General features: G+C 62.8%; 16 protein-coding genes. 13 read left to right on the top strand and 3 right to left on the bottom strand.

Going from position 1 to position 18,000, the window contains the following annotated elements; genetic code table 11:
- Window positions 1–378: 378 nt before the first annotated feature.
- From CKW40_RS02540 to CKW40_RS02505, 8 genes are all read left to right on the top strand, one after another.
- Window positions 379–837 carry a MerR family transcriptional regulator gene (locus CKW40_RS02540; protein WP_095198515.1) on the top strand — a complete coding sequence of 153 codons (459 nt, stop codon included), beginning with the start codon at window positions 379–381 and terminating at the stop codon, window positions 835–837.
- A gap of 281 nt (window positions 838–1,118) precedes the next feature.
- Complete coding sequence (locus CKW40_RS02535) at window positions 1,119–2,909, top strand: acyl-CoA dehydrogenase (RefSeq protein WP_095198335.1); 1,791 nt, start codon at window positions 1,119–1,121, stop codon at window positions 2,907–2,909.
- Between the two features lie 103 nt (window positions 2,910–3,012).
- On the top strand, window positions 3,013–4,182 hold the full coding sequence (locus CKW40_RS02530; RefSeq protein WP_095198334.1) for an acyl-CoA dehydrogenase family protein: 1,170 nt from the start codon (window positions 3,013–3,015) through the stop codon (window positions 4,180–4,182).
- Between the two features lie 33 nt (window positions 4,183–4,215).
- Window positions 4,216–5,424 carry an acetyl-CoA C-acetyltransferase gene (locus CKW40_RS02525; protein ID WP_095198333.1) on the top strand — a complete coding sequence of 403 codons (1,209 nt, stop codon included), beginning with the start codon at window positions 4,216–4,218 and terminating at the stop codon, window positions 5,422–5,424.
- A gap of 14 nt (window positions 5,425–5,438) precedes the next feature.
- Window positions 5,439–7,658, top strand: coding sequence for a 3-hydroxyacyl-CoA dehydrogenase NAD-binding domain-containing protein (locus tag CKW40_RS02520; RefSeq protein WP_095198332.1), 2,220 nt, complete (start codon window positions 5,439–5,441; stop codon window positions 7,656–7,658).
- Window positions 7,659–7,667: 9 nt separating this feature from the next.
- Window positions 7,668–8,213 (top strand): thioesterase family protein, encoded by a 546-nt coding sequence (locus CKW40_RS02515; RefSeq protein WP_095198331.1) that lies wholly within the window; start codon window positions 7,668–7,670, stop codon window positions 8,211–8,213.
- A 126-nt stretch (window positions 8,214–8,339) separates the two neighbouring features.
- A complete protein-coding gene (locus tag CKW40_RS02510) occupies window positions 8,340–8,978 on the top strand; it encodes a S24 family peptidase (protein WP_095198330.1) in 639 nt (212 codons plus the stop codon).
- 9 nt (window positions 8,979–8,987) lie between these two features.
- Window positions 8,988–9,848, top strand: coding sequence for a thermonuclease family protein (locus CKW40_RS02505; RefSeq protein WP_369333053.1), 861 nt, complete (start codon window positions 8,988–8,990; stop codon window positions 9,846–9,848).
- Here the strand turns inward: CKW40_RS02505 and CKW40_RS02500 are convergent.
- On the bottom strand, window positions 9,814–11,460 hold the full coding sequence (locus CKW40_RS02500) for a lysine--tRNA ligase (RefSeq protein WP_095198329.1): 1,647 nt from the start codon (window positions 11,458–11,460) through the stop codon (window positions 9,814–9,816). The two genes, CKW40_RS02505 and CKW40_RS02500, sit on opposite strands and share 35 nt — an antisense overlap.
- Window positions 11,461–11,633: 173 nt before the next feature.
- Here CKW40_RS02500 and CKW40_RS02495 point away from each other — a divergent pair, with 173 nt between their 5' ends.
- On the top strand, window positions 11,634–12,047 hold the full coding sequence (locus CKW40_RS02495) for a tellurite resistance TerB family protein (RefSeq protein WP_095198328.1): 414 nt from the start codon (window positions 11,634–11,636) through the stop codon (window positions 12,045–12,047).
- Window positions 12,048–12,084: 37 nt separating this feature from the next.
- On the opposite strand, the gene CKW40_RS02490 is transcribed toward CKW40_RS02495, so the two are convergent.
- Window positions 12,085–12,936, bottom strand: a complete 852-nt coding sequence (locus CKW40_RS02490; protein ID WP_095198327.1) for an ABC transporter substrate-binding protein — start codon at window positions 12,934–12,936, stop codon at window positions 12,085–12,087.
- Between the two features lie 260 nt (window positions 12,937–13,196).
- Here CKW40_RS02490 and CKW40_RS02485 point away from each other — a divergent pair, with 260 nt between their 5' ends.
- The 3 genes from CKW40_RS02485 (at window position 13,197) to CKW40_RS02475 (ending at window position 15,425) form a co-directional block, all read left to right on the top strand.
- Window positions 13,197–13,928: a helix-turn-helix transcriptional regulator gene (locus tag CKW40_RS02485; protein WP_095198326.1), complete on the top strand. Its 732-nt coding sequence runs from the start codon at window positions 13,197–13,199 to the stop codon at window positions 13,926–13,928.
- A gap of 97 nt (window positions 13,929–14,025) precedes the next feature.
- A complete protein-coding gene (locus CKW40_RS02480; RefSeq protein ID WP_095198325.1) occupies window positions 14,026–14,664 on the top strand; it encodes an acyl-homoserine-lactone synthase in 639 nt (212 codons plus the stop codon).
- The gene (locus CKW40_RS02475) at window positions 14,661–15,425 is read left to right on the top strand and encodes an enoyl-CoA hydratase-related protein (protein WP_179297802.1); all 765 of its coding nucleotides are present in this window, start codon (window positions 14,661–14,663) and stop codon (window positions 15,423–15,425) included. The genes CKW40_RS02480 and CKW40_RS02475 overlap by 4 nt, the downstream gene beginning before the upstream one ends.
- A gap of 180 nt (window positions 15,426–15,605) precedes the next feature.
- Here CKW40_RS02475 and ppk2 read toward each other — a convergent pair whose 3' ends face one another.
- The gene (ppk2, locus tag CKW40_RS02470; protein WP_095198324.1) at window positions 15,606–16,514 is read right to left on the bottom strand and encodes a polyphosphate kinase 2; all 909 of its coding nucleotides are present in this window, start codon (window positions 16,512–16,514) and stop codon (window positions 15,606–15,608) included.
- Between the two features lie 119 nt (window positions 16,515–16,633).
- On the opposite strand from ppk2, the gene CKW40_RS02465 reads away from it, so the two are divergent.
- Entirely contained in the window at window positions 16,634–17,899 is a 1,266-nt protein-coding gene (locus CKW40_RS02465; protein WP_179297801.1) for an ATP-binding protein, read from the top strand.
- Window positions 17,900–18,000: the final 101 nt, after the last annotated feature.

The raw sequence follows: 18,000 nt of genomic DNA, 5'->3' as shown, positions 1-18,000 counted from the left end.
GCCACGGTGGAAGGCAAGCTTCCCGGGGGTTCCCCCGCGCTCCGAAAAACCGTGAAAAATTCGATACAGGATAAACACGGGTAGCCGACGCGCCCACATTTCCCCCAACGTGGTAAACAACGCGTTAACCAAGCTTAAGAAGTTAGAAGGAAGTTGGCTGTCGCCGTCCGCGGTGCGGCATAAAGCACCTTCTCAGAACGCCCCTTGCGTCATGAGGCGGCTATCGGTATAGAATTGACGTAAACGTAAAAGGCGCATTTGAGTGTGCTGTTTGCGATTTTGTTTGTCGAAACCACGGCCGGAAGCACGCCCCCGCTTCCAGTCAGGCGACGCTTGGTCCAGGACCGCGACGCCACCAGACGGGGAAAGCCAGTGACCATGAAGCTTATCTCGGCCGGCGAGACCGCGGCCAATACCAATAATGTATCTGTCGAAGCCGGTGAGGATCTCGCTCGCATCGGTGAAATGGCCAAGAAGTACGGTGTGACGCTGCGCACGCTGCGTTTCTACGAAGACAAGGGCCTGCTCAATCCGCAGCGTGACGGTTCGACCCGTCTCTACACGCGCCGCGACAAGGCCAGGCTGAAGTTGATCCTGCTCGGCCGCAAGGTCGGGTTCTCGCTGCGCGACGTCAAGCAGATGATGGATCTCTACGATCCGACCGGTTCCAACACCAAGCAGCTGCGGCTGGCGCTGGACAAGTCGGAGAAGCAGCTTGCCCGCCTGCAGAAGCAGCGGGCGCTGATCGACGACGCCATCAACGAGCTCTCCGGCTCGATGTCGGCGGTGCGCCAGATGTTGGCCGAGCGCACGGCGCAGGCGAGCGTCGCGAGCTAAACAAGTCTGCTGAATTTGTAACGATCAAAGCCGCGTGGCCATGGCCGCGCGGCTTTTTCGTTGTCTGCATCTGCCCCTCTTTGGTCCCCGGCGCTGGCCTGGACCACGCCACGTCGCTAGGCTCACCAGCCATGGGCGGCGCGAAAATCTTGTCGCATCGAAAAAATTGACGTTTACGCAAACGTCAATTTTTGCTATCCCGGCTTCAAATACGGGTCCGCATGCCGCCCTGACATGAATTCGGGGGCTTTCGGACCAGGTCCGCAGGGTGGAGAAAAAGCATGCCGACATACAGGGCTCCGGTCCAGGATACGCTGTTCGTCCTCAACGAGGTGCTGGGCTATCAGCGCTATTCCAATCTTCCCGGATTTGCCGACGCTACGCCCGATGTGCTGGAGGCGATCCTCGCCGAGGGCGCCAAGCTCGCCGAGAACGTCATGCATCCGCTCAACCGCGTCGGCGACATGGAAGGCTGCGTGCGTCACGGCGACGGCTCGGTGACGACGCCGAAAGGCTTCAAGGAGGCCTTCGACCAGTATCGCGAGGGCGGCTGGATGGGGCTCGCGGCGCCGGTCGAGTTCGGCGGCCAGGGGCTGCCCTACATGGTGCACCAGGCGGTCTCCGAATACATGGTCTCGGCCAACATGGCGCTGATGATGTATCCGGGCCTGACCCAGGGTGCGATCGCGGCGATCATCACCCACGGCACCGACGAGCAGAAGGCGACCTGGCTTCCGAAGCTGGTCGAAGGCGCCTGGACCGGCACCATGAACCTGACCGAGCCGCATTGCGGCACCGATCTCGGCCTGCTGCGCACCAAGGCGGTGCCGAACGGCAATGGCACCTACAAAATCTCAGGTCAGAAGATCTTCATCTCGGCCGGCGAGCACGACATGTCGGACAACATCGTGCATCTGGTGCTGGCCCGAATCGAGGGCGCGCCGGAAGGCGTCAAGGGCATTTCGCTATTCATCGTGCCGAAGCTCAAGCTCGATGCGTCGGGCAATCCCGGCGAGCGCAACACGCTCTCCTGCGGCTCGATCGAGGAGAAGATGGGCATCCATGGCAATTCGACCTGCGTCATGAACTATGACGAGGCCGAAGGCACGCTGCTCGGCGAGGAGAATGGCGGCCTGAAGGCAATGTTCACGATGATGAACGAGGCGAGGCTCGGTGTCGCCTTGCAGGGGCTGTCGATCTCCGAAATTGCGTACCAGAATGCCGTTTCCTACGCCAAGGACCGCTTGCAGGGCCGTTCGCTGTCGGGGCCGAAGGCACCGGACAAGAAGGCTGACCCGATCATCGTTCATCCCGACATCCGCCGCTCGCTGATGACCATGAAGGCGTTCAACGAGGCCGGCCGCGCGCTGGCGTTGTGGACGGCGATCAAGTCCGACATCGCGCATCGTTCCCCCGACGACAAGGACCGACAGGCCGCCGAGGACTACACAGGCCTGATGACCCCGGTGGTCAAGGGCGTGTTCACCGACAAGGGCTTCGACCACGCCGTCATGGCCCAGCAGGTGTTCGGCGGCCACGGCTATATCGAAGAGCACGGCATGAGCCAGTTCGTGCGCGATGCCCGCATCGCCATGATCTATGAAGGCGCCAATGGCATCCAGGCGCTCGACCTCGTCGGCCGCAAGCTCGGCCTGAATGGCGGCCGCGCCATCCAGGCCTTCTTCAAGGAAGTCGGCGAATTCTGCGAGGAAAACCGCGCCGACGAGAAGATGGCCCCCTTTACCAAGGCGCTGAAGAAGGGCCTCAACGATCTGCAGGCGGCGACCATGTGGCTGGTGCAGAACGGCATGACCAAGCCCGACAATGCCGGTGCGGCCTCGACCGACTACATGCATCTCTTCGGCCTCGTGGCGCTGGGTTACATGTGGGCGCAGATGGCCAAGGCAGCGCAGGGCAAGACCGGCGCCAACGGCTCCCAGCCCTTCTACGACAACAAGGTGGTGACGGCGCGCTTCTTCATGGAGCGGATCATGCCGGAGACCTCGGCGCATCTCGCCCGTATTTCGAGTGGCTCGGACACGCTGATGGCCCTGCCCGCGGAAGCGTTCTAAAGATGGTTGCCCCTCTCCCTCGAGGGGAGGGTCGGTTGAGGCCCGCGTGACGTGCGCCGGCCTCAACTCTGACGACGCGCTCTGGGAGGAGTATCATATCCACATGACCAGCCCCGCCGAAATACTTGGCCTTCCCAAGCCCGCCTGGGCAGCGGACGAGGTCAGCATGCTCTACGACATGGCAACCCGCTTCATGTCGGAGGAGATCGCGCCGCGCTACGACGAGTTCGAGAAGAACGAAATGGTCGACCGTGAGAGCTGGCTGAAGGCCGGTGCCGCCGGCCTGCTCTGCGCCTCGATGCCGGAGGAATATGGCGGTTCCGGCGGCACCTTCGCGCATGAGAGCGCCATCATCGAGGCGATCGGCCATGTCGGTGTCGACGGCTTTGGCATCGGCCTGCACAATTCGATCGTCGCGCCCTACATCCTCCATTACGGCTCCGAAGAGCAGAAGAAGAAGTGGCTGCCGAAGCTCGCCACCGGCGAATTGATCGGCGCGATTGCCATGACCGAACCGGGCGCCGGCTCCGACCTGCAAGGCGTCAAGACGCGCGCCGAGAAGGATGGCAACCAGTACAAGATCAACGGCTCCAAGACCTTCATTACCAACGGCCAGCTGGCCAATCTCATCATCGTCGTCACCAAGACTGATCCGGAAAAGGGCGCCAAGGGCACTTCGCTGATCGTCGTCGAGACCGACGAGGTCGAAGGTTTTGAGCGCGGCCGCAACCTCGACAAGATTGGGCTCAAGGCCAACGACACGTCGGAACTGTTCTTCAACGACGTGCGCGTGCCGACCTCCAATCTGCTCGGCCACGAGGAGGGCCAGGGTTTCATCCAGCTGATGCAGCAGCTGCCGCAGGAGCGGCTGCAGATCGGCACCGGCGCCATCGCCATGATCGAGCGGGCGCTGGCGCTGACCATCGACTACGTCAAGGAGCGCAAGGCCTTCGGCAAGGCGATCATCGATTTCCAGAATACCCAGTTTAAGCTGGCCGAGCTGAAGACCGAGGCGACGATCGGCCGCGTCTTCTACAATGATTGCGTCACTCGCCACATCAATGGCGGCCTCGATCCGGTCACGGCCTCGATGGCCAAGTACTGGTTGAGCGACCTGCAGGGCAAAGTCGTCGACGAATGCCTTCAATTGCATGGCGGCTATGGCTACATGAATGAATATCCGATCGCCCGCATGTTCCGCGACGCCCGCGTCCAGCGCATCTACGGCGGCACCAACGAGATCATGAAATTGCTGATCGGACGCTCGCTCTGAGAGCGGCGATCGGCAAACCCAAGGAGCACGAAAATGGCTGACGCTTATGTCTACGACGCCGTGCGCACACCGCGCGGCAAGGGCAAGAAAGACGGATCGCTGCATGAGGTTCCGGCAGTGCGGCTTGCCGCCAAGACGCTGGAAGCGCTGCGCGACCGCAATGGGCTCGACACCGGCACTGTCGACGACATCATCTTCGGCTGCGTCGATCCGGTCGGCGAGGCGGGTTCGGTCATTCCGCGCGCCGCCGCTTTCGAGGCCGGCTACGACACCAAGGCGCCCGGCATGCAGATCTCGCGCTTCTGCGCCTCGGGTCTCGATGCCATCAATTTCGGTGCCGCCAAGATCGCGCAGGGCGCCGACGAGATCGTCATCGCCGGTGGCGTCGAATCCATGTCGCGCGTCGGCATGGGCGCCTCCGGCGGCGCCTGGTTCATGGACCCTTCGGTCGGCCTGCCCGGCTGGTTCGTGCCGCAAGGCATTTCGGCCGACCTGATCGCCACCAAATACGGTTTTTCCCGTGACGACGTCGACGCCTATGCGGTCGAGAGCCAGAAGCGCGCCGCCAAATCCTGGGCCGACGGCCGCTTCAAGAACTCCGTCATTCCGATCAAGGATCAGAATGGCCTGACCATTCTCGACCATGACGAGCACATGCGCCCGTCGACCGACATGCAATCGCTGGCGTCGCTCAACCCGTCCTTTGTCATGCCGGGCGAAATGGGCGGCTTCGACGCGGTCGCGGTGCAGAAGCACCCCGAGGTGGAAGAGGTCAACCACGTCCATCACGCCGGCAATTCGTCCGGCATTGTCGATGGCGCCGCTGCCGTGCTGCTCGGCTCCAAGAAGGCAGGTAAGGCGATGGGCCTCAAGCCCCGCGCGCGCATCCGCACCTTCGCCAATATCGGCTCCGAGCCGGTGCTGATGCTGACCGGCCCGGTCGACGTCACCGAGAAGCTGTTGAAGCGCGCCAAGATGAAGCTGTCGGACATCGACCTGTTCGAGCTCAACGAGGCCTTTGCCTCGGTGGTGTTGCGCTACATGCAGGCTTTCGACATCGATCACGACAAGATCAACGTCAATGGCGGCGCCATTGCCATGGGCCATCCGCTCGGCGCCACCGGCGCGATGATCTTCGGCACTGTGCTGGACGAACTCGAACGCCGCGACCTCAACACCGCGCTGGTGACGCTCTGCATCGGCGCCGGCATGGGCACCGCAACGATCATCGAACGCGTCTGACGGGGAGAGAACCGATGAGCTACACCAATTTCACCCTCGACACCGACGCGGACGGCATCACGCTGGTCACCTGGAACAGCCCAGACCGCTCTATGAACGTCTTCACCGAGGAGGTGATGAGCGAACTCGACAAGATCATCGACCAGGTGGTGGCCGACGCCGGCATCAAGGGCGCGGTGATCACCTCGGGCAAGGACAGCTTTTCCGGCGGCGCCGATCTCACCATGCTGCAGAAGATGCTGGCGGTCTTTGCCAAGGAGAAAGGCAAGGATCCGGAGAAGGCGGCAAAGCTGCTTTTCGACAATGCCGGCCGCATGGGCGGCCTGTGGCGCAAGCTCGAAACATCGGGCAAACCCTGGGTATCGGCGATCAACGGCACCTGCATGGGCGGCGCCTTCGAATTGTCGTTGGCCTGCCATGGCCGTGTCGCTGCTGATTCAGACAAGGTCAAGATGGCCTTGCCGGAAGTCAAGGTCGGCATCTTCCCCGGCGCCGGCGGCACCCAGCGTGTGCCGCGGCTGACCGATCAGCAGCAGGCGCTGCAGATGCTGACCTCGGGCCAGAATCTGTCGCCGCAGAAGGCGAAGGCCATGGGGCTGATCCACGAGATCGCCGAGCCGGCCAAGCTGATCGAGACCGCAAAGGCCATGATCAGGAACGGCCTGAAGGCCGTCCAGCCCTGGGACGAGAAGGGCTTCAAGCTGCCCGGTGGCCAGATCTATTCGCCCGCCGGCTTCAATCTGTGGCCGCCGGCAATCGCCATCCTGCGTCGCGAGACCTATGGCAATTATCCGGCCGCCGCCGCGATCCTGAAATGTGTCTATGAAGGCCTGCTGGTGCCGTTCGACACCGCGCTCAGGATCGAGCAGCGCTATTTCACCGAGATCATGCAGACCAGGGAAGCGGCGGCGATGATCCGCTCGCTGTTCGTCTCGCTGCAGGAACTGAACAAGGGTGCCCGCCGTCCGGCCGGTGTGCCGGAAACCAAATTCAAGAAGATCGGCATTCTCGGCGCCGGCTTCATGGGCGCCGGCATCGCCTATGTCACGGCCAAGGCCGGTATTCCGGTGGTTCTGCTCGACCGCGATATCGAGTCCGCCACCAAGGGTAAGGCGCATTCCGACAGCCTGGTCTCGGATCAGGTCAAGAAGGGCCGCGCCAAGCCCGAGGAGCGGGAGAAGCTCCTGTCGCTGATCACGCCGACAGCCGACTATGCCGATCTCGCCGGCTGCGACCTCGTCGTCGAGGCGGTGTTCGAGGATTCGGCCGTCAAGAAGGCTGCCACCGAACAGGCGGAGGCCGTGCTGAAGTCGTCGGCGATCTTCGCGTCCAACACCTCGACCATCCCGATCACCTCGCTGGCGAAGAATTCGGCGCGGCCGAAGAATTTTGTCGGCATCCACTTCTTCTCGCCAGTCGACAAGATGATGCTGGTCGAGATCATTCTGGGCAAGAAGACCGGCGACAAGGCGCTGGCGACCGCGATCGATTTCGTCCGCGCCATCAAGAAGACGCCGATCGTCGTCAACGACACGCGCGGCTTCTATGTCAACCGCTGCGTGCTGCGCTACATGTCGGAAGCCTACAAGATGCTGATCGAGGGCGTGCCCGCGCCGATGATCGAGAATGCGGCGAAGGCCGCCGGCATGCCGGTCGGTCCGCTGGCGCTGACCGACGAGACGGCGATCGACCTTGCCCAGAAGATCATGAAGCAGACCATCAGGGATCTCGGCGACAAGGCCGTCGACCCCAAGCAGATGGCGCTGATCAACACCATGGTCGACGACCATGGCCGCTTCGGCCGCAAGAACGGCAAGGGTTTTTACGATTATCCAGCGAAGCCCGCCAAGAAGAAGCTGTGGCCGGGATTGAAGGACCTCTATCCGCAGCTAGCGGCCGAGGAGGTCGATTACGGGGAACTGCAGCAGCGCCTGCTGATCACCATCGCCCTGGAAGCGGCCCGCGTGATGGAGGAAGGCATCGTCACCGACCCGCGCGAGGCCGATGTCGGCTCGATCCTGGCCTTCGGTTTCGCGCCCTATACCGGCGGCGCGCTCTCCTATATCGACGGCATCGGCGCCAAGCGCTTCGTCAAGATCGCCAAGGGACTGCAGAAGAAATATGGCGCCGAGTTCAAGGCGCCCAAGCTGCTGCTCGACATGGCCGAGAAGGGTGAGACCTTCTACGAACGCTTCGACCCTTACGCCAAGGGCGACGTGAAGCAGGCCGCCTGACGGCAGGTCATGTATGTCTGGGCGCGCATGGCGCGCATGCTGGCCACGGCGCGCAGCCGTGGCCCCTATATGATGGGCGGTGAAAGCCGGCTGGCCTTTCGCTGCCTGCCGACCGACATCGATTTCAACATCCATCTCAACAATGCCCGCTACATGATGCTGGCCGACCTCGGCCGCATCGACCTGTTCGTCCGCGCCGGCCTGATCACGCTGGCGCGCAAGAATGGCTGGGCGCCGATGATGGGTGGGCTGCAGGCGGTCTATGCGCGCGAGATCAGGCTGTGGCGCCGCTTCGAAGTGGTCTCCTCGATCGAAACCTGGGAAGGCAGCCAGGTCATCGGCAAGCACCGTTTCGTCTTCGACAATGGCGAGACGGCCGCCTTGATCCTGACGACGGCCGGAGTCTACGACCGCAAGGCCCGCCGCTTCCTCGATATTGACGAGGTCGTCGCCGCGCTTGGCCGCTCGGTGAACCCGCGTTCGCCGACAGAGGCGGAACGGATATTCATGACGTCGCACCAGGGGCTGCGCGGCTTGACCAAGGGGGCCGGCTGACCAGCGGAAATCATCATTTCCGCAGCCTTCACGAAGGTATGCCGTTAGAGCGTGTCCGGTGGACAAACCGGGATGCAGAGACTAGAAGGAAAAGGCATTTTTTCCTGTCTCGAAGGAGAGCACGACATGCTCTCGCACGACCGCGTCTGGGCTGCCATCGATGCTCTCGCCGAGCGTTATTCGCTTTCGGCGTCAGGCCTGGCAAGGCGCGCGGGGCTCGATTCGACCGCCTTCAACAAGTCGAAACGCTTGTCTTCCGACGGTCGGCCGCGCTGGCCTTCGACCGAATCGCTGGCCAAGATCATCGAGGCGACGGGGGCGTCACTCGACGAATTCACCGGGCTGATCGAAGGCCGCATGGGCGCATCGCCCGCTCCCAGACGAGCCGTGCCTTTGCTTGGCTTTGCCCAGGCCGGTGCTGGCGGCTTCTTCGACGATGCCGGCTTTCCGGCGGGGCAAGGCTGGGATCTGGTCGAACTGCCGGCGCAATCGACCGAAAGCTCCTATGCGCTGCAGGTGCAGGGCGATTCCATGCTGCCGCTCTATCGCAATGGCGACGTCCTCATCGTCGAGCCGGGCGCGGTCACCCGCAAGGGCGATCGCGTCGTCGTCAAGACCACGTCAGGCGAGGTGATGGCCAAGGTGCTCGAGCGCCAGACCGTGAAGTCGATCGCGCTGGTCTCGCTCAATCCCGATCATCCCGACCGCGACATCCCCATGCGCGATGTCGAATGGGTGGCCCGGATTGTCTGGGCAAGCCAGTAGGCCGGGCTGGTGCGGCTCCCCTATCTTGTCCTTGCGGTTGTGATGGTCCCGGTGATGGCCGCCCTGGTCGTCGCCGGCGGCCGCACGCTGAAAGGAAGCGAGAGCACCGTTGCCGTGGATCAGATCGATCCTGGCGCTGACACGATCTCGCAAGCAGGCACCGATGCCGGGCCTGAAGAGCCGGCCACCTCAGCCATTCCTGCGCCTACCGCTCCGCCGACGCCAAAGCCTGCGGTGCATTCGCGGGCGATCGATCCGGATGTCGTCGCGCCGCCGGAACTGCCCGCAGGCGAGCTCGAGCGGGTCGAGCCGCGCGAACCACTGAGCAAGCTGGCGCTGGCCGTGCCGCCCAAGCCGAAGATGCCCGACGACTGGAACGGCACGAAGCTGTTCCAGCCGGTCGCGACGGCCGCCGGCCTGATCGAGGCGAAAGGCTATTCGGTCGCGATTTCCGGCATTGATGTCGTCCCACAGGACGAGACCTGCACCACGGATGGCAAGTCCTGGCCGTGCGGCATTCGTGCGCGCACGGCGTTCCGCGCCTTCCTGCGCGGCCGCGCGGTGGTCTGCACCGTGCCGCCCGAAGGCGGCCGCGACCGCATCGCGGCGGAGTGCCGGATCGGCAAGCAGGATGTCGGTCAGTGGCTGGTCGACAATGGCTGGGCACGCGCCGCCAAAGGCGGCCCCTATGTCGAGGCCGGCGAAAAGGCACAACGCGCGAAGAAAGGCGTTTTCGGATCGGCGCCGAACCTTGCCGGCATCTCAGCGGTGCCGGACGCACCGGCCCAGGCGCCTCAGGCGCCGGGCTCGATCCTGGAAGAGGTCGACGGCGCCCTCAAACCAGCTGACCAGCCAGCGCCTGCTGAATGAGCGTGCGGGTCTCGGCGACGCCGTAGAGCGCGGCGAACGAGCCGAAGCGCGGGCCGCGTTCCTGGCCGATGAGCACCTGGTAGATCATCTGGAAGAAGGCGCCCGACACGCCCGGGCCGCCTTCCGGGCTCTGCTTGGAATGGTCCTGATAGCGTTCGATCTTGCGCGCCACATTGAGCGATGCGTTCTGAATCGCCTCGCCGCTGGCATCCGCCGGCAGCGTGCCAAGCGCTGCATCAAGGGCCTGCAGCGCTTCGCGCTCGACCTCGTCGGCCGGGCGAAAGGTTTTCGTCGGCCGCACGAAATCGTCGAAATAGCGGATCGCATGGCCGACCAGCTGGTCAAGCTCCGGGTGCGTCTTCGGCGTCACATCGGTGGCGTGGCGCGAGATGAAGCCCCACAGCACATCCTTGTTCTGCGCATTGGAGGCGCTGACCAGGTTGAGCAGCAGCGAGAACGGCACCGGCATGTCGATGGCCGGCGGATTGCCGTCATGCATGTGCCAGACCGGATTGCCCAGCCGCTCCTTCCAGTCCTGCCTGGGGTAGGCGGCCAGGAAGGTGTAATATTCGTCCACCGCCCTCGGAATGACGTCGAAATAGAGCTTCTTGGCCTGCCGCGGCCGCTGGTACATGTAGAGCCCAAGGCTCTCCGTTGGCGCGTAGGTCAGCCATTCGTCGATGGTCAGGCCGTTGCCCTTCGACTTCGAGATCTTCTGGCCGTTCTCGTCGAGGAACAGCTCGTAGACGAAATGCTCGGGCGCCCGCCCGCCCAATATGTTGCAGATGCGATCGTAGACCACGGCATTGGTCTGGTGGTCTTTGCCGAACATCTCGAAATCGACGCCGAGCGCCGCCCAGCGCATGCCGAAATCCGGCTTCCACTGCAGCTTCACCCGGCCTCCGGTGATCGAAAGCGTGGTCTCGGTGCCCTCGTCGTCGAAGGTGATGGTGCCGGCCTTGGCGTCGACATGCTTCATCGGCACGTAAAGCACGCGGCCGCTCTTCGGCGAAATCGGCAGGAACGGGCTGTAGGTCGCCTGCCGCTCCGGCCCGAGCGTCGGCAGCATGACCGCCATGATCTTGTCGTAGCGCTCGGCGGCGGTGAGCAGCATCGCGTCGAAACGGCCTGACTTGTAGTACTGCGTTGCGCTGGCGAATTCGTAGTCGAAGCCGAACGTGTCGAGGAAGCGGCAGAGCATCGCGTTGTTGTGGTCGGCAAAGCTCGCATAGTCGCCGCCGAATGGATTGGGCACCGAAGACAGCGGCTTGTGCAGATGCGGCTCGAGCGCGGCGCGATCCGGCACATTGTCGGGTATCTTGCGCATGCCGTCCATATCGTCGGAAAAGCACAAGAGCTTGGTCGCGACCTTGTCTTGCGTCAGCACGCGGAACGCATGGCGCACCATCGAGGTGCGCGCCACCTCGCCGAACGTGCCGATATGCGGCAGGCCGGACGGGCCATAGCCGGTCTCGAACAGGATCGTTTCGGGAAAGTCGCTGCCCTTGTAGCGCTCGATGATCTTTTTGGCTTCCTCGAACGGCCACGCTTTGCTCTCGGTCGCGGCCGCCAGCAGTTCGGGGTTGAGATCGATGATGTTTGATCCCGCCATGGTCCTGTTTTCCAAATTATTCGCCGGCCAGATTGTTCGCTGGTATGGCCGCAGTGTCGATTTTCAACCGGTCCTCTAGGCGCGCATGGCCGGAGCGTCAACGCGTGGGGCGCTTTTTCCTTGCGACGCTGCTGGCGCCTACCTACCTTCGAAGCCCGTTCAAGGAGTAAAGAATGCCGTCGCCGACCCCGCATGAAGCCCTGATCTACCTGATGGTCATCACCTCGGCCTCCGATCGCGACATGACCGATGTCGAACTGGCCAGGATCGGCGACGTTGTCCGCTCATGGCCGGTGTTCGAGGATTTCAAGCAGGACCGGCTGGTTTCCGTCGCTCAGGCCTGTCAGAAGCAGTTGCATGAGAAGGATGGTCTCGAGGGTGTCCTGGCCCAAATTGCCGAAGCCCTGCCGGAGCGTCTGCGCGACACTGCCTATGCCGCCGCGTTCGAAGTCGCCGCCGTCGATCTTGAAATGCGCATGGAGGAAGTGCGGGTGCTGCAGTTGATCCGCCGCCAGCTCGATCTCGACACGCTGACCGTCGCCGCCATCGGCCGCGCGGCCAAGGCGCGCCTGCGCACGCTGACCTGAATATCGACAGCCCTAGAAAAAACTGACCGGGACCGGATCAGAAAAAGCTGACCGGGAAGTAGCGCAGGTAGAATTCGGCGAAGGTGCCTTTCATCGAAATCTCCTGCAGCGCGTAGTCGATCGCGGCGGCAAGCGCCGGGTTGTCCGCCCGTGTGGCGATAGCCATGCCGGTGCCGAGATATTCCGGCGCCAGATAGGGGCCGCCGGCAAAGCGGCAGCAGCCGGCCGCATCCGAGCCGCCCAGCCAGAAGGCGAAGCGCATGCCGTCGCCGAAGGCCGCATCGATCTTGCCCGCCTTGAGATCGCGGTAGAGGGCTTCCGGCCCGTCGAAGGAGACGATTTGGACCGTGTTGAAATAGTCGCGCAGCATGCGCTCATGCGCCGAGCCGGCGAGCACGCCGACGCGCTTGCTGCGCAGCTTGTCGAAAATCGGCTCCGCAAACGCCTTGGTCTTCGGCATGATGAAGCGCGCCGGGAACTGCAGATACGAGCGCGAGAAGGCGTATGTCTGCCGCGATTGCGGCGTCGCGGCGATGCCGGCGATGACGGCTTCGCCTTCGCCTTTCTCGAGCGCCCCTTCGAGCTCGCCCCACGGCAATGCCTGGATCTGGCATTTGTCGACAATGCCGAGTTCGGCGCAGATGGCGCGTGCCAGGTCGATATGGAAACCGGACAGCTTTCCCGCGCCATCGAGGAAATTGAAGGGCGGAAAATCCGTGGTCGTCAGGAATCGCAGCCGTGGCAGTGCCGAAAGGTCGGGCTTCGGCAACCGTTCCTTGGCATCCCACAACACCGGCACCTGCGGCTCCGCCGCGCGCGCCCCAGGAGCCAATGGCAGTGCCGCGATCAGCAGCGACGCCAGCACCAGGGACCTCCATTGGAACGCCACGATAGAACTCCGCCGCACTCGTGTTCGCACAGGTTTTGGTACGAAAATGGTACATGCACAATGGTTTTTGATTTCAACGCGCCGATTTCAGGGTATGCTTTAGCGCGTTTGCAAACAGCGGTGGCTGCTCTGGTTGGGGGACCAGGGTCGAGAACCACAACCGGAGATGAGCGCGTTGCAATCCGCGGTCGGTGGCAAAGTGCGAACAATGCATGGACCATTGATCTCAATGCATAAGGCAACATGGGGTTGATGTTGCGATGGGTCAGTTCGATCGCACGCTGGAATACATAGACCAACTGCAACACGCCGGAACGGCGGCCGCGGTCTGCGAGAAGCTGTTGGGCATAACGTCGGATTTCGGTCTGACGGCGCTGATGGCTGGAACCGTTCCGCAGCCGGGCACGCCGACCGGGCAGCAAAAGCAGCATGTGCTGCTTTGCGACTGGCCTGTCGAATGGCTGGAGCGCTACGTGGCGCGCAACTATGTCGACCACGATCCGGTGGTCAGCCACATGAAGCAGCTGCAGGCGCCGTTCCAGTGGCGCGAAGCCGCCCAGGGCATTCGCATCGACAAGAGCAGCGGCGAAGTGATGGGCGATGCCGGCGCTTTCAAGCTGCGCGACGGGCTGGCGTTCCCGTTGATCACGCTCGATGGCCAGATTGTCATGGTGTCGCTGGGTGGCGAGGCTGTGGAACTGTCGGCGGCCGAATTCGGCCTGGTGTCGCTGGTCTCGACCTATGCCGTTGGCCGCGCCATGCAACTCCACACCATGGCCGGCAAGACCATCGACCATATCGAACTGACGCCGCGCGAGCGCGAATGCCTGCAATGGGCCGCCGTCGGCAAGTCGGAATGGGAGATTTCGCAAATCCTCGGCATCTCCGAACACACGTCGGAGAAACATCTTCTTAACGCCAAAAGCAAACTCGGTGCCGTCAACCGGGTCCAGGCTGTCGCAGAAGCGATAAGGCGCGGCTACATTAGCTAGATCGGCCGTGCCGATCTAGAATTCTTGCCTACGCGATCACGCAATTTTCTCGTTGAAGCACGGCCGTATCTTCCTCTTAAACCCAGGAGACGACGGCATGCTTTTTTGTCTTACAACTCAAGAATTGATGGAACGCCCCGACCTTTGGGAGGCCGTCCATCGTCTGCGCTACCAGATATTTGTCGAGGAGATGGGGTGGGAGGACCTGCGGCGCCCGGACGGATTCGAGGTCGACCAGTTCGACCATGACGAGGCAGTGCATCAGATCGTCATCAGAGGCAACGAAGTCGCGGGCTATCAAAGGATGTTGCCGACCACGCGGCCCCATCTGCTGACCGAGGTTTTGGCCGACCTTTCCGAAGGAACGCCGCCATCGGGTCCTAACATCTGGGAATTGACCCGCTATGCGGTGGCTGCCGGTTTCCGCGATGGCCGTCGCGGCGTTTCGACCGTTGGCACCGAGTTGATCGCCGGCTTCGTCGAGTGGGGGCTGAAGCGCGGCGTCGACAAGGTGATCATCGAGTTCGAGCCAATGTGGGTGTTGCGCGCCTTGCAACTGCATTTCCTGGCGACGCCGCTGGGTTATCAACGCACCTACGGCAATCAGCAGGTCGTGGCGACGCTGCTCTCCTTCAACGAGCACACGCTGGATGTGGTGCGTTCGCGCCGCAATCATCATGCTCCGGTTCTGGCCAGGGGATATCCCGACATGTTTGGCCAAAGGAGGGCGTCATGAGGTTGGAGACCGCGGTGAATCCGCACCCGCAGCCAGAACTGCGCAACCACACGCTGATCGTCACCGTGTCGTCGAATGACGGCCGGCCGGTGCTCGACAGAAGGGCCTATGAAAGCCTTGCCAGGACGTTCCATGAAGCCGCCGACAATGACGAAGTGCGTGTCGTCGTGCTGCGTGGCCTGGCAGGCTGTTTCTGTCTTGGCGGCGACTTTTCCGAATTCCTCGACGCCACCAAGCATCAGAAGCTGATTGCCGCCGTCACCGACATGTTCCGCACGCTGGCGACGTTCCCCAAGCCTATCCTCGCCTGTGTCGATGGTGACGCCGTCGGCGTTGGCTGCACCATCCTGTTCCACTGCGACATGGTGATCGCCTCGAATGAAAGCACGTTCCGGGTGCCGTTCGTCGATTTCGGCCTTGTGCCGGACGCGGCGACCAGCATCCTGGCACCGCAGAAGCTCGGCTATGCCGGCGCCTTCCGCTTCTTCTGCCTCGGCGACACGCTTCACGCCGAGGACGCCAGGGCGCTCGGCCTCGTCGCCGAGATCGTGCATGACGGCGTGGAGGAGGCAACGCTCGGCCGGGCCAGGCAGCTCGCCAAGAAGCCGGTTGCCGCCTTGCTGCAGACCCGTGGCCTGCTCAAGGGAAACACCGGCGCGCTGTGCGACCGCATCGACCAGGAGATATCGCTGTTCCAGCAGGCGTTGCAGGACGACACCACGCTGCGGCGATTGCAGCGGATTGCCAGGCTGGCAGCCTGAACGATCCGAAAGAATCTGCGCCGCGCAGGCCGGTGGCCGCGCGGCGCAGTAAGAGCAATTCCAGGAAAAGTATGAAACGGTTTTCCCGGGAAAAGCGCATAGCGCTTTCCCTTGGGAATTGCGTCAAAACAAAGAGATAGATCGGTCGGCGTTTCCGTGAAACGATGAACCGATCTTGCGTCAGACTTCCTTCCCGAGGAATGACGGCCCTTCGCCGATGATCTTCTTGTCTTCCTTGCCGACGATATCGAGATCGCGCCCCTCATAGGGCAGCGACAACAGGATCCGCCTCATCACCGCCAGCCGCGCGCGGCGCTTGTCATTGGCCCGCACGATGATCCATGGCGCGAATTCCTTGTGGGTGCGCTCGAACATGGTGTCGCGCACCTTGGTGTAATCGTCCCATTTGGTGATGCCGGCGACGTCGATCGGCGAGAACTTCCAGCTCTTCAGCGGGCTGTAGCGGCGATCGTGAAAGCGCTCGAGCTGCGTCTCCCGGCCGATGTTCAGCCAGAATTTGAAGAAGTGGATGTCGTCATTGACGATCATCCGTTCGAAATGCGGCGTCTCGTCGAGAAATTTCTCATGCTGCTGGGGTGTGCAGAAGCCCATCACCGGCTCGACGCCGGCGCGGTTGTACCAGGAACGGTCGAAGGTGACGAACTCGCCCGATGTCGGGAAATGGTCGACATAGCGCTGGTAGTACCATTGGCCCAGTTCGGTGGGGGTCGGTTTGGTCAGCGCCACGTTGCGCGCCGTGCGCGGATTGAGGTACTGGCGCAGCACGAAGATCGTGCCGCCCTTGCCGGCGGCGTCGCGGCCCTCGAATAGTGCCATCACCCGCTTGCCGCTGGCCTGCAGCCACGCCTGCGCCTTGACCAGTTCGATCTGCAATTTCTCGAGCGTCTCGTCATACTCGTCGCTCTTCATCTTCTTGTCATAGGGGTAGCCGCCCGCGGTCAGCTTGTTGTCCTCGACCCAACTGGGAAGCTCGGGATTCTCGATGTCGAACTCCCGCTCTTTGCCGTCGATCTTGATCTTCAGCGGACCCGGAGCCGGCTCGGCGGAAGTTTCCTTGGCTTTTTTCATCGAGACGAACCCTTTTCAGCTTGCGGACTCATGCTATTGGGAGCCTCCGGACCGGTCCAGCGGAAGTTTCCGTTGCCGTGCGGCGGATGCGAAGGCATGGGACGCGGGCGCGCAAGCGAATGACTGACCTGGACGCAGAGCAGAAAGGCATGGCGCAACTTGTCGCCACCCGGCTGTGGAACAGCCGCTGGCTGCTGGCGGCCGGTGTCGTGGCGGTGCTGATCGCCTTTGCCTTCGCGGGTATTTCCGCCTACGTGCTGATACCGGCACTGCTCCTGTTGCTTGTGGCGGCAATGCTGCCCGCCGCCGGCCTGCGCCAGTCCGCCGAGAGTGCCGCCGCGATCGAGGCGATCGGCCTGCAGCGCCTGTCGGGCGAATATCTGGCGGCGGCCGTCGCCGACCCGCTGATCATTTTCGACCGCTCCGCCACCATCGTCCATGCCAACGCCGCCGCCTTTGCCGCTTTCGGCGGCATCGCACCGGGCCTGTCGCTGCCGCTGAAATTCCGGGCGCCGGAGATGCAGACGCTGCTCGACAGCGTGCTGTCGGGAACGATCGCCTCGGATGTCGTCGACTATACCGAGAAGCTGCCGGTCGAACGGGCCTACCGGGTCAGCGCGTCCTCTGTCGGGCACGGCACCGACCTCTATGTGCTGGTGTTCAAGGACCAGAGCGAGGCGCGGCGCATCGACCGCATGCGCGCCGACTTCATCGCCAATGCCAGCCACGAATTGCGCACTCCGCTCGCTTCGATCGCCGGTTTCATCGAAACGCTGCGCGGACCGGCCCGCAACGATCCGGCGGCGCGCGAGCAATTCCTGCAGATCATGCAGAACCAGACCGGCCGCATGGCGCGGCTGATCGATGATCTGCTGTCGCTGTCTCGGCTGGAGATGAAGCCCTATCTGAAGCCCGGAACCGAGGTCGATTTGCGCCAGACCGTCGACAGCGTCATCGACTCGCTGGCCCCGCTTGCACGCGAAAACAACGTTACCATCGAGCGCGATTTCGCCACGGGGCCTCTCAATGTACCGGGCGATCGCGATGAACTGTTCCAGGTTTTCGAGAATCTGCTGGAAAACGCCTGCAAATACGGCCAGTCGGGCGGCCGCGTCCTGGTGTCGATCGCGCGCGGCGACGACGGTTCCGAACCCGGCATCGACGTGACGATCAGGGATTTCGGCCCCGGCATTCCCGAAGAGCACATTCCGCGCATCACCGAGCGCTTCTATCGCATCGATGTCGAGACCAGCCGGACCCAGAAGGGTACCGGCCTCGGCTTGTCGATCGTCAAGCACATCCTGACGCGTCACAATGCCAGGCTGACGATCTGGTCCGAGGTCGGCAAGGGTGCTGCCTTCTCGGTTCATTTGCCGACGCACTGATAACGCCCTAGTTTTCCCCGGGACCGTTTCTTTTTTCTGTCATCCGGCTAGCGTATCAGCGGGGATTCGAGGAAACGACTCAAGATCAAGAACCCGTGGGA

This window comes from Mesorhizobium carmichaelinearum (genome assembly GCF_900199455.1).
GTDB classification, from domain to species: domain Bacteria; phylum Pseudomonadota; class Alphaproteobacteria; order Rhizobiales; family Rhizobiaceae; genus Mesorhizobium; species Mesorhizobium carmichaelinearum.
Note: the sequence above shows the minus strand (reverse complement) of the source record. Positions and strands in the feature narration are given on the sequence as shown.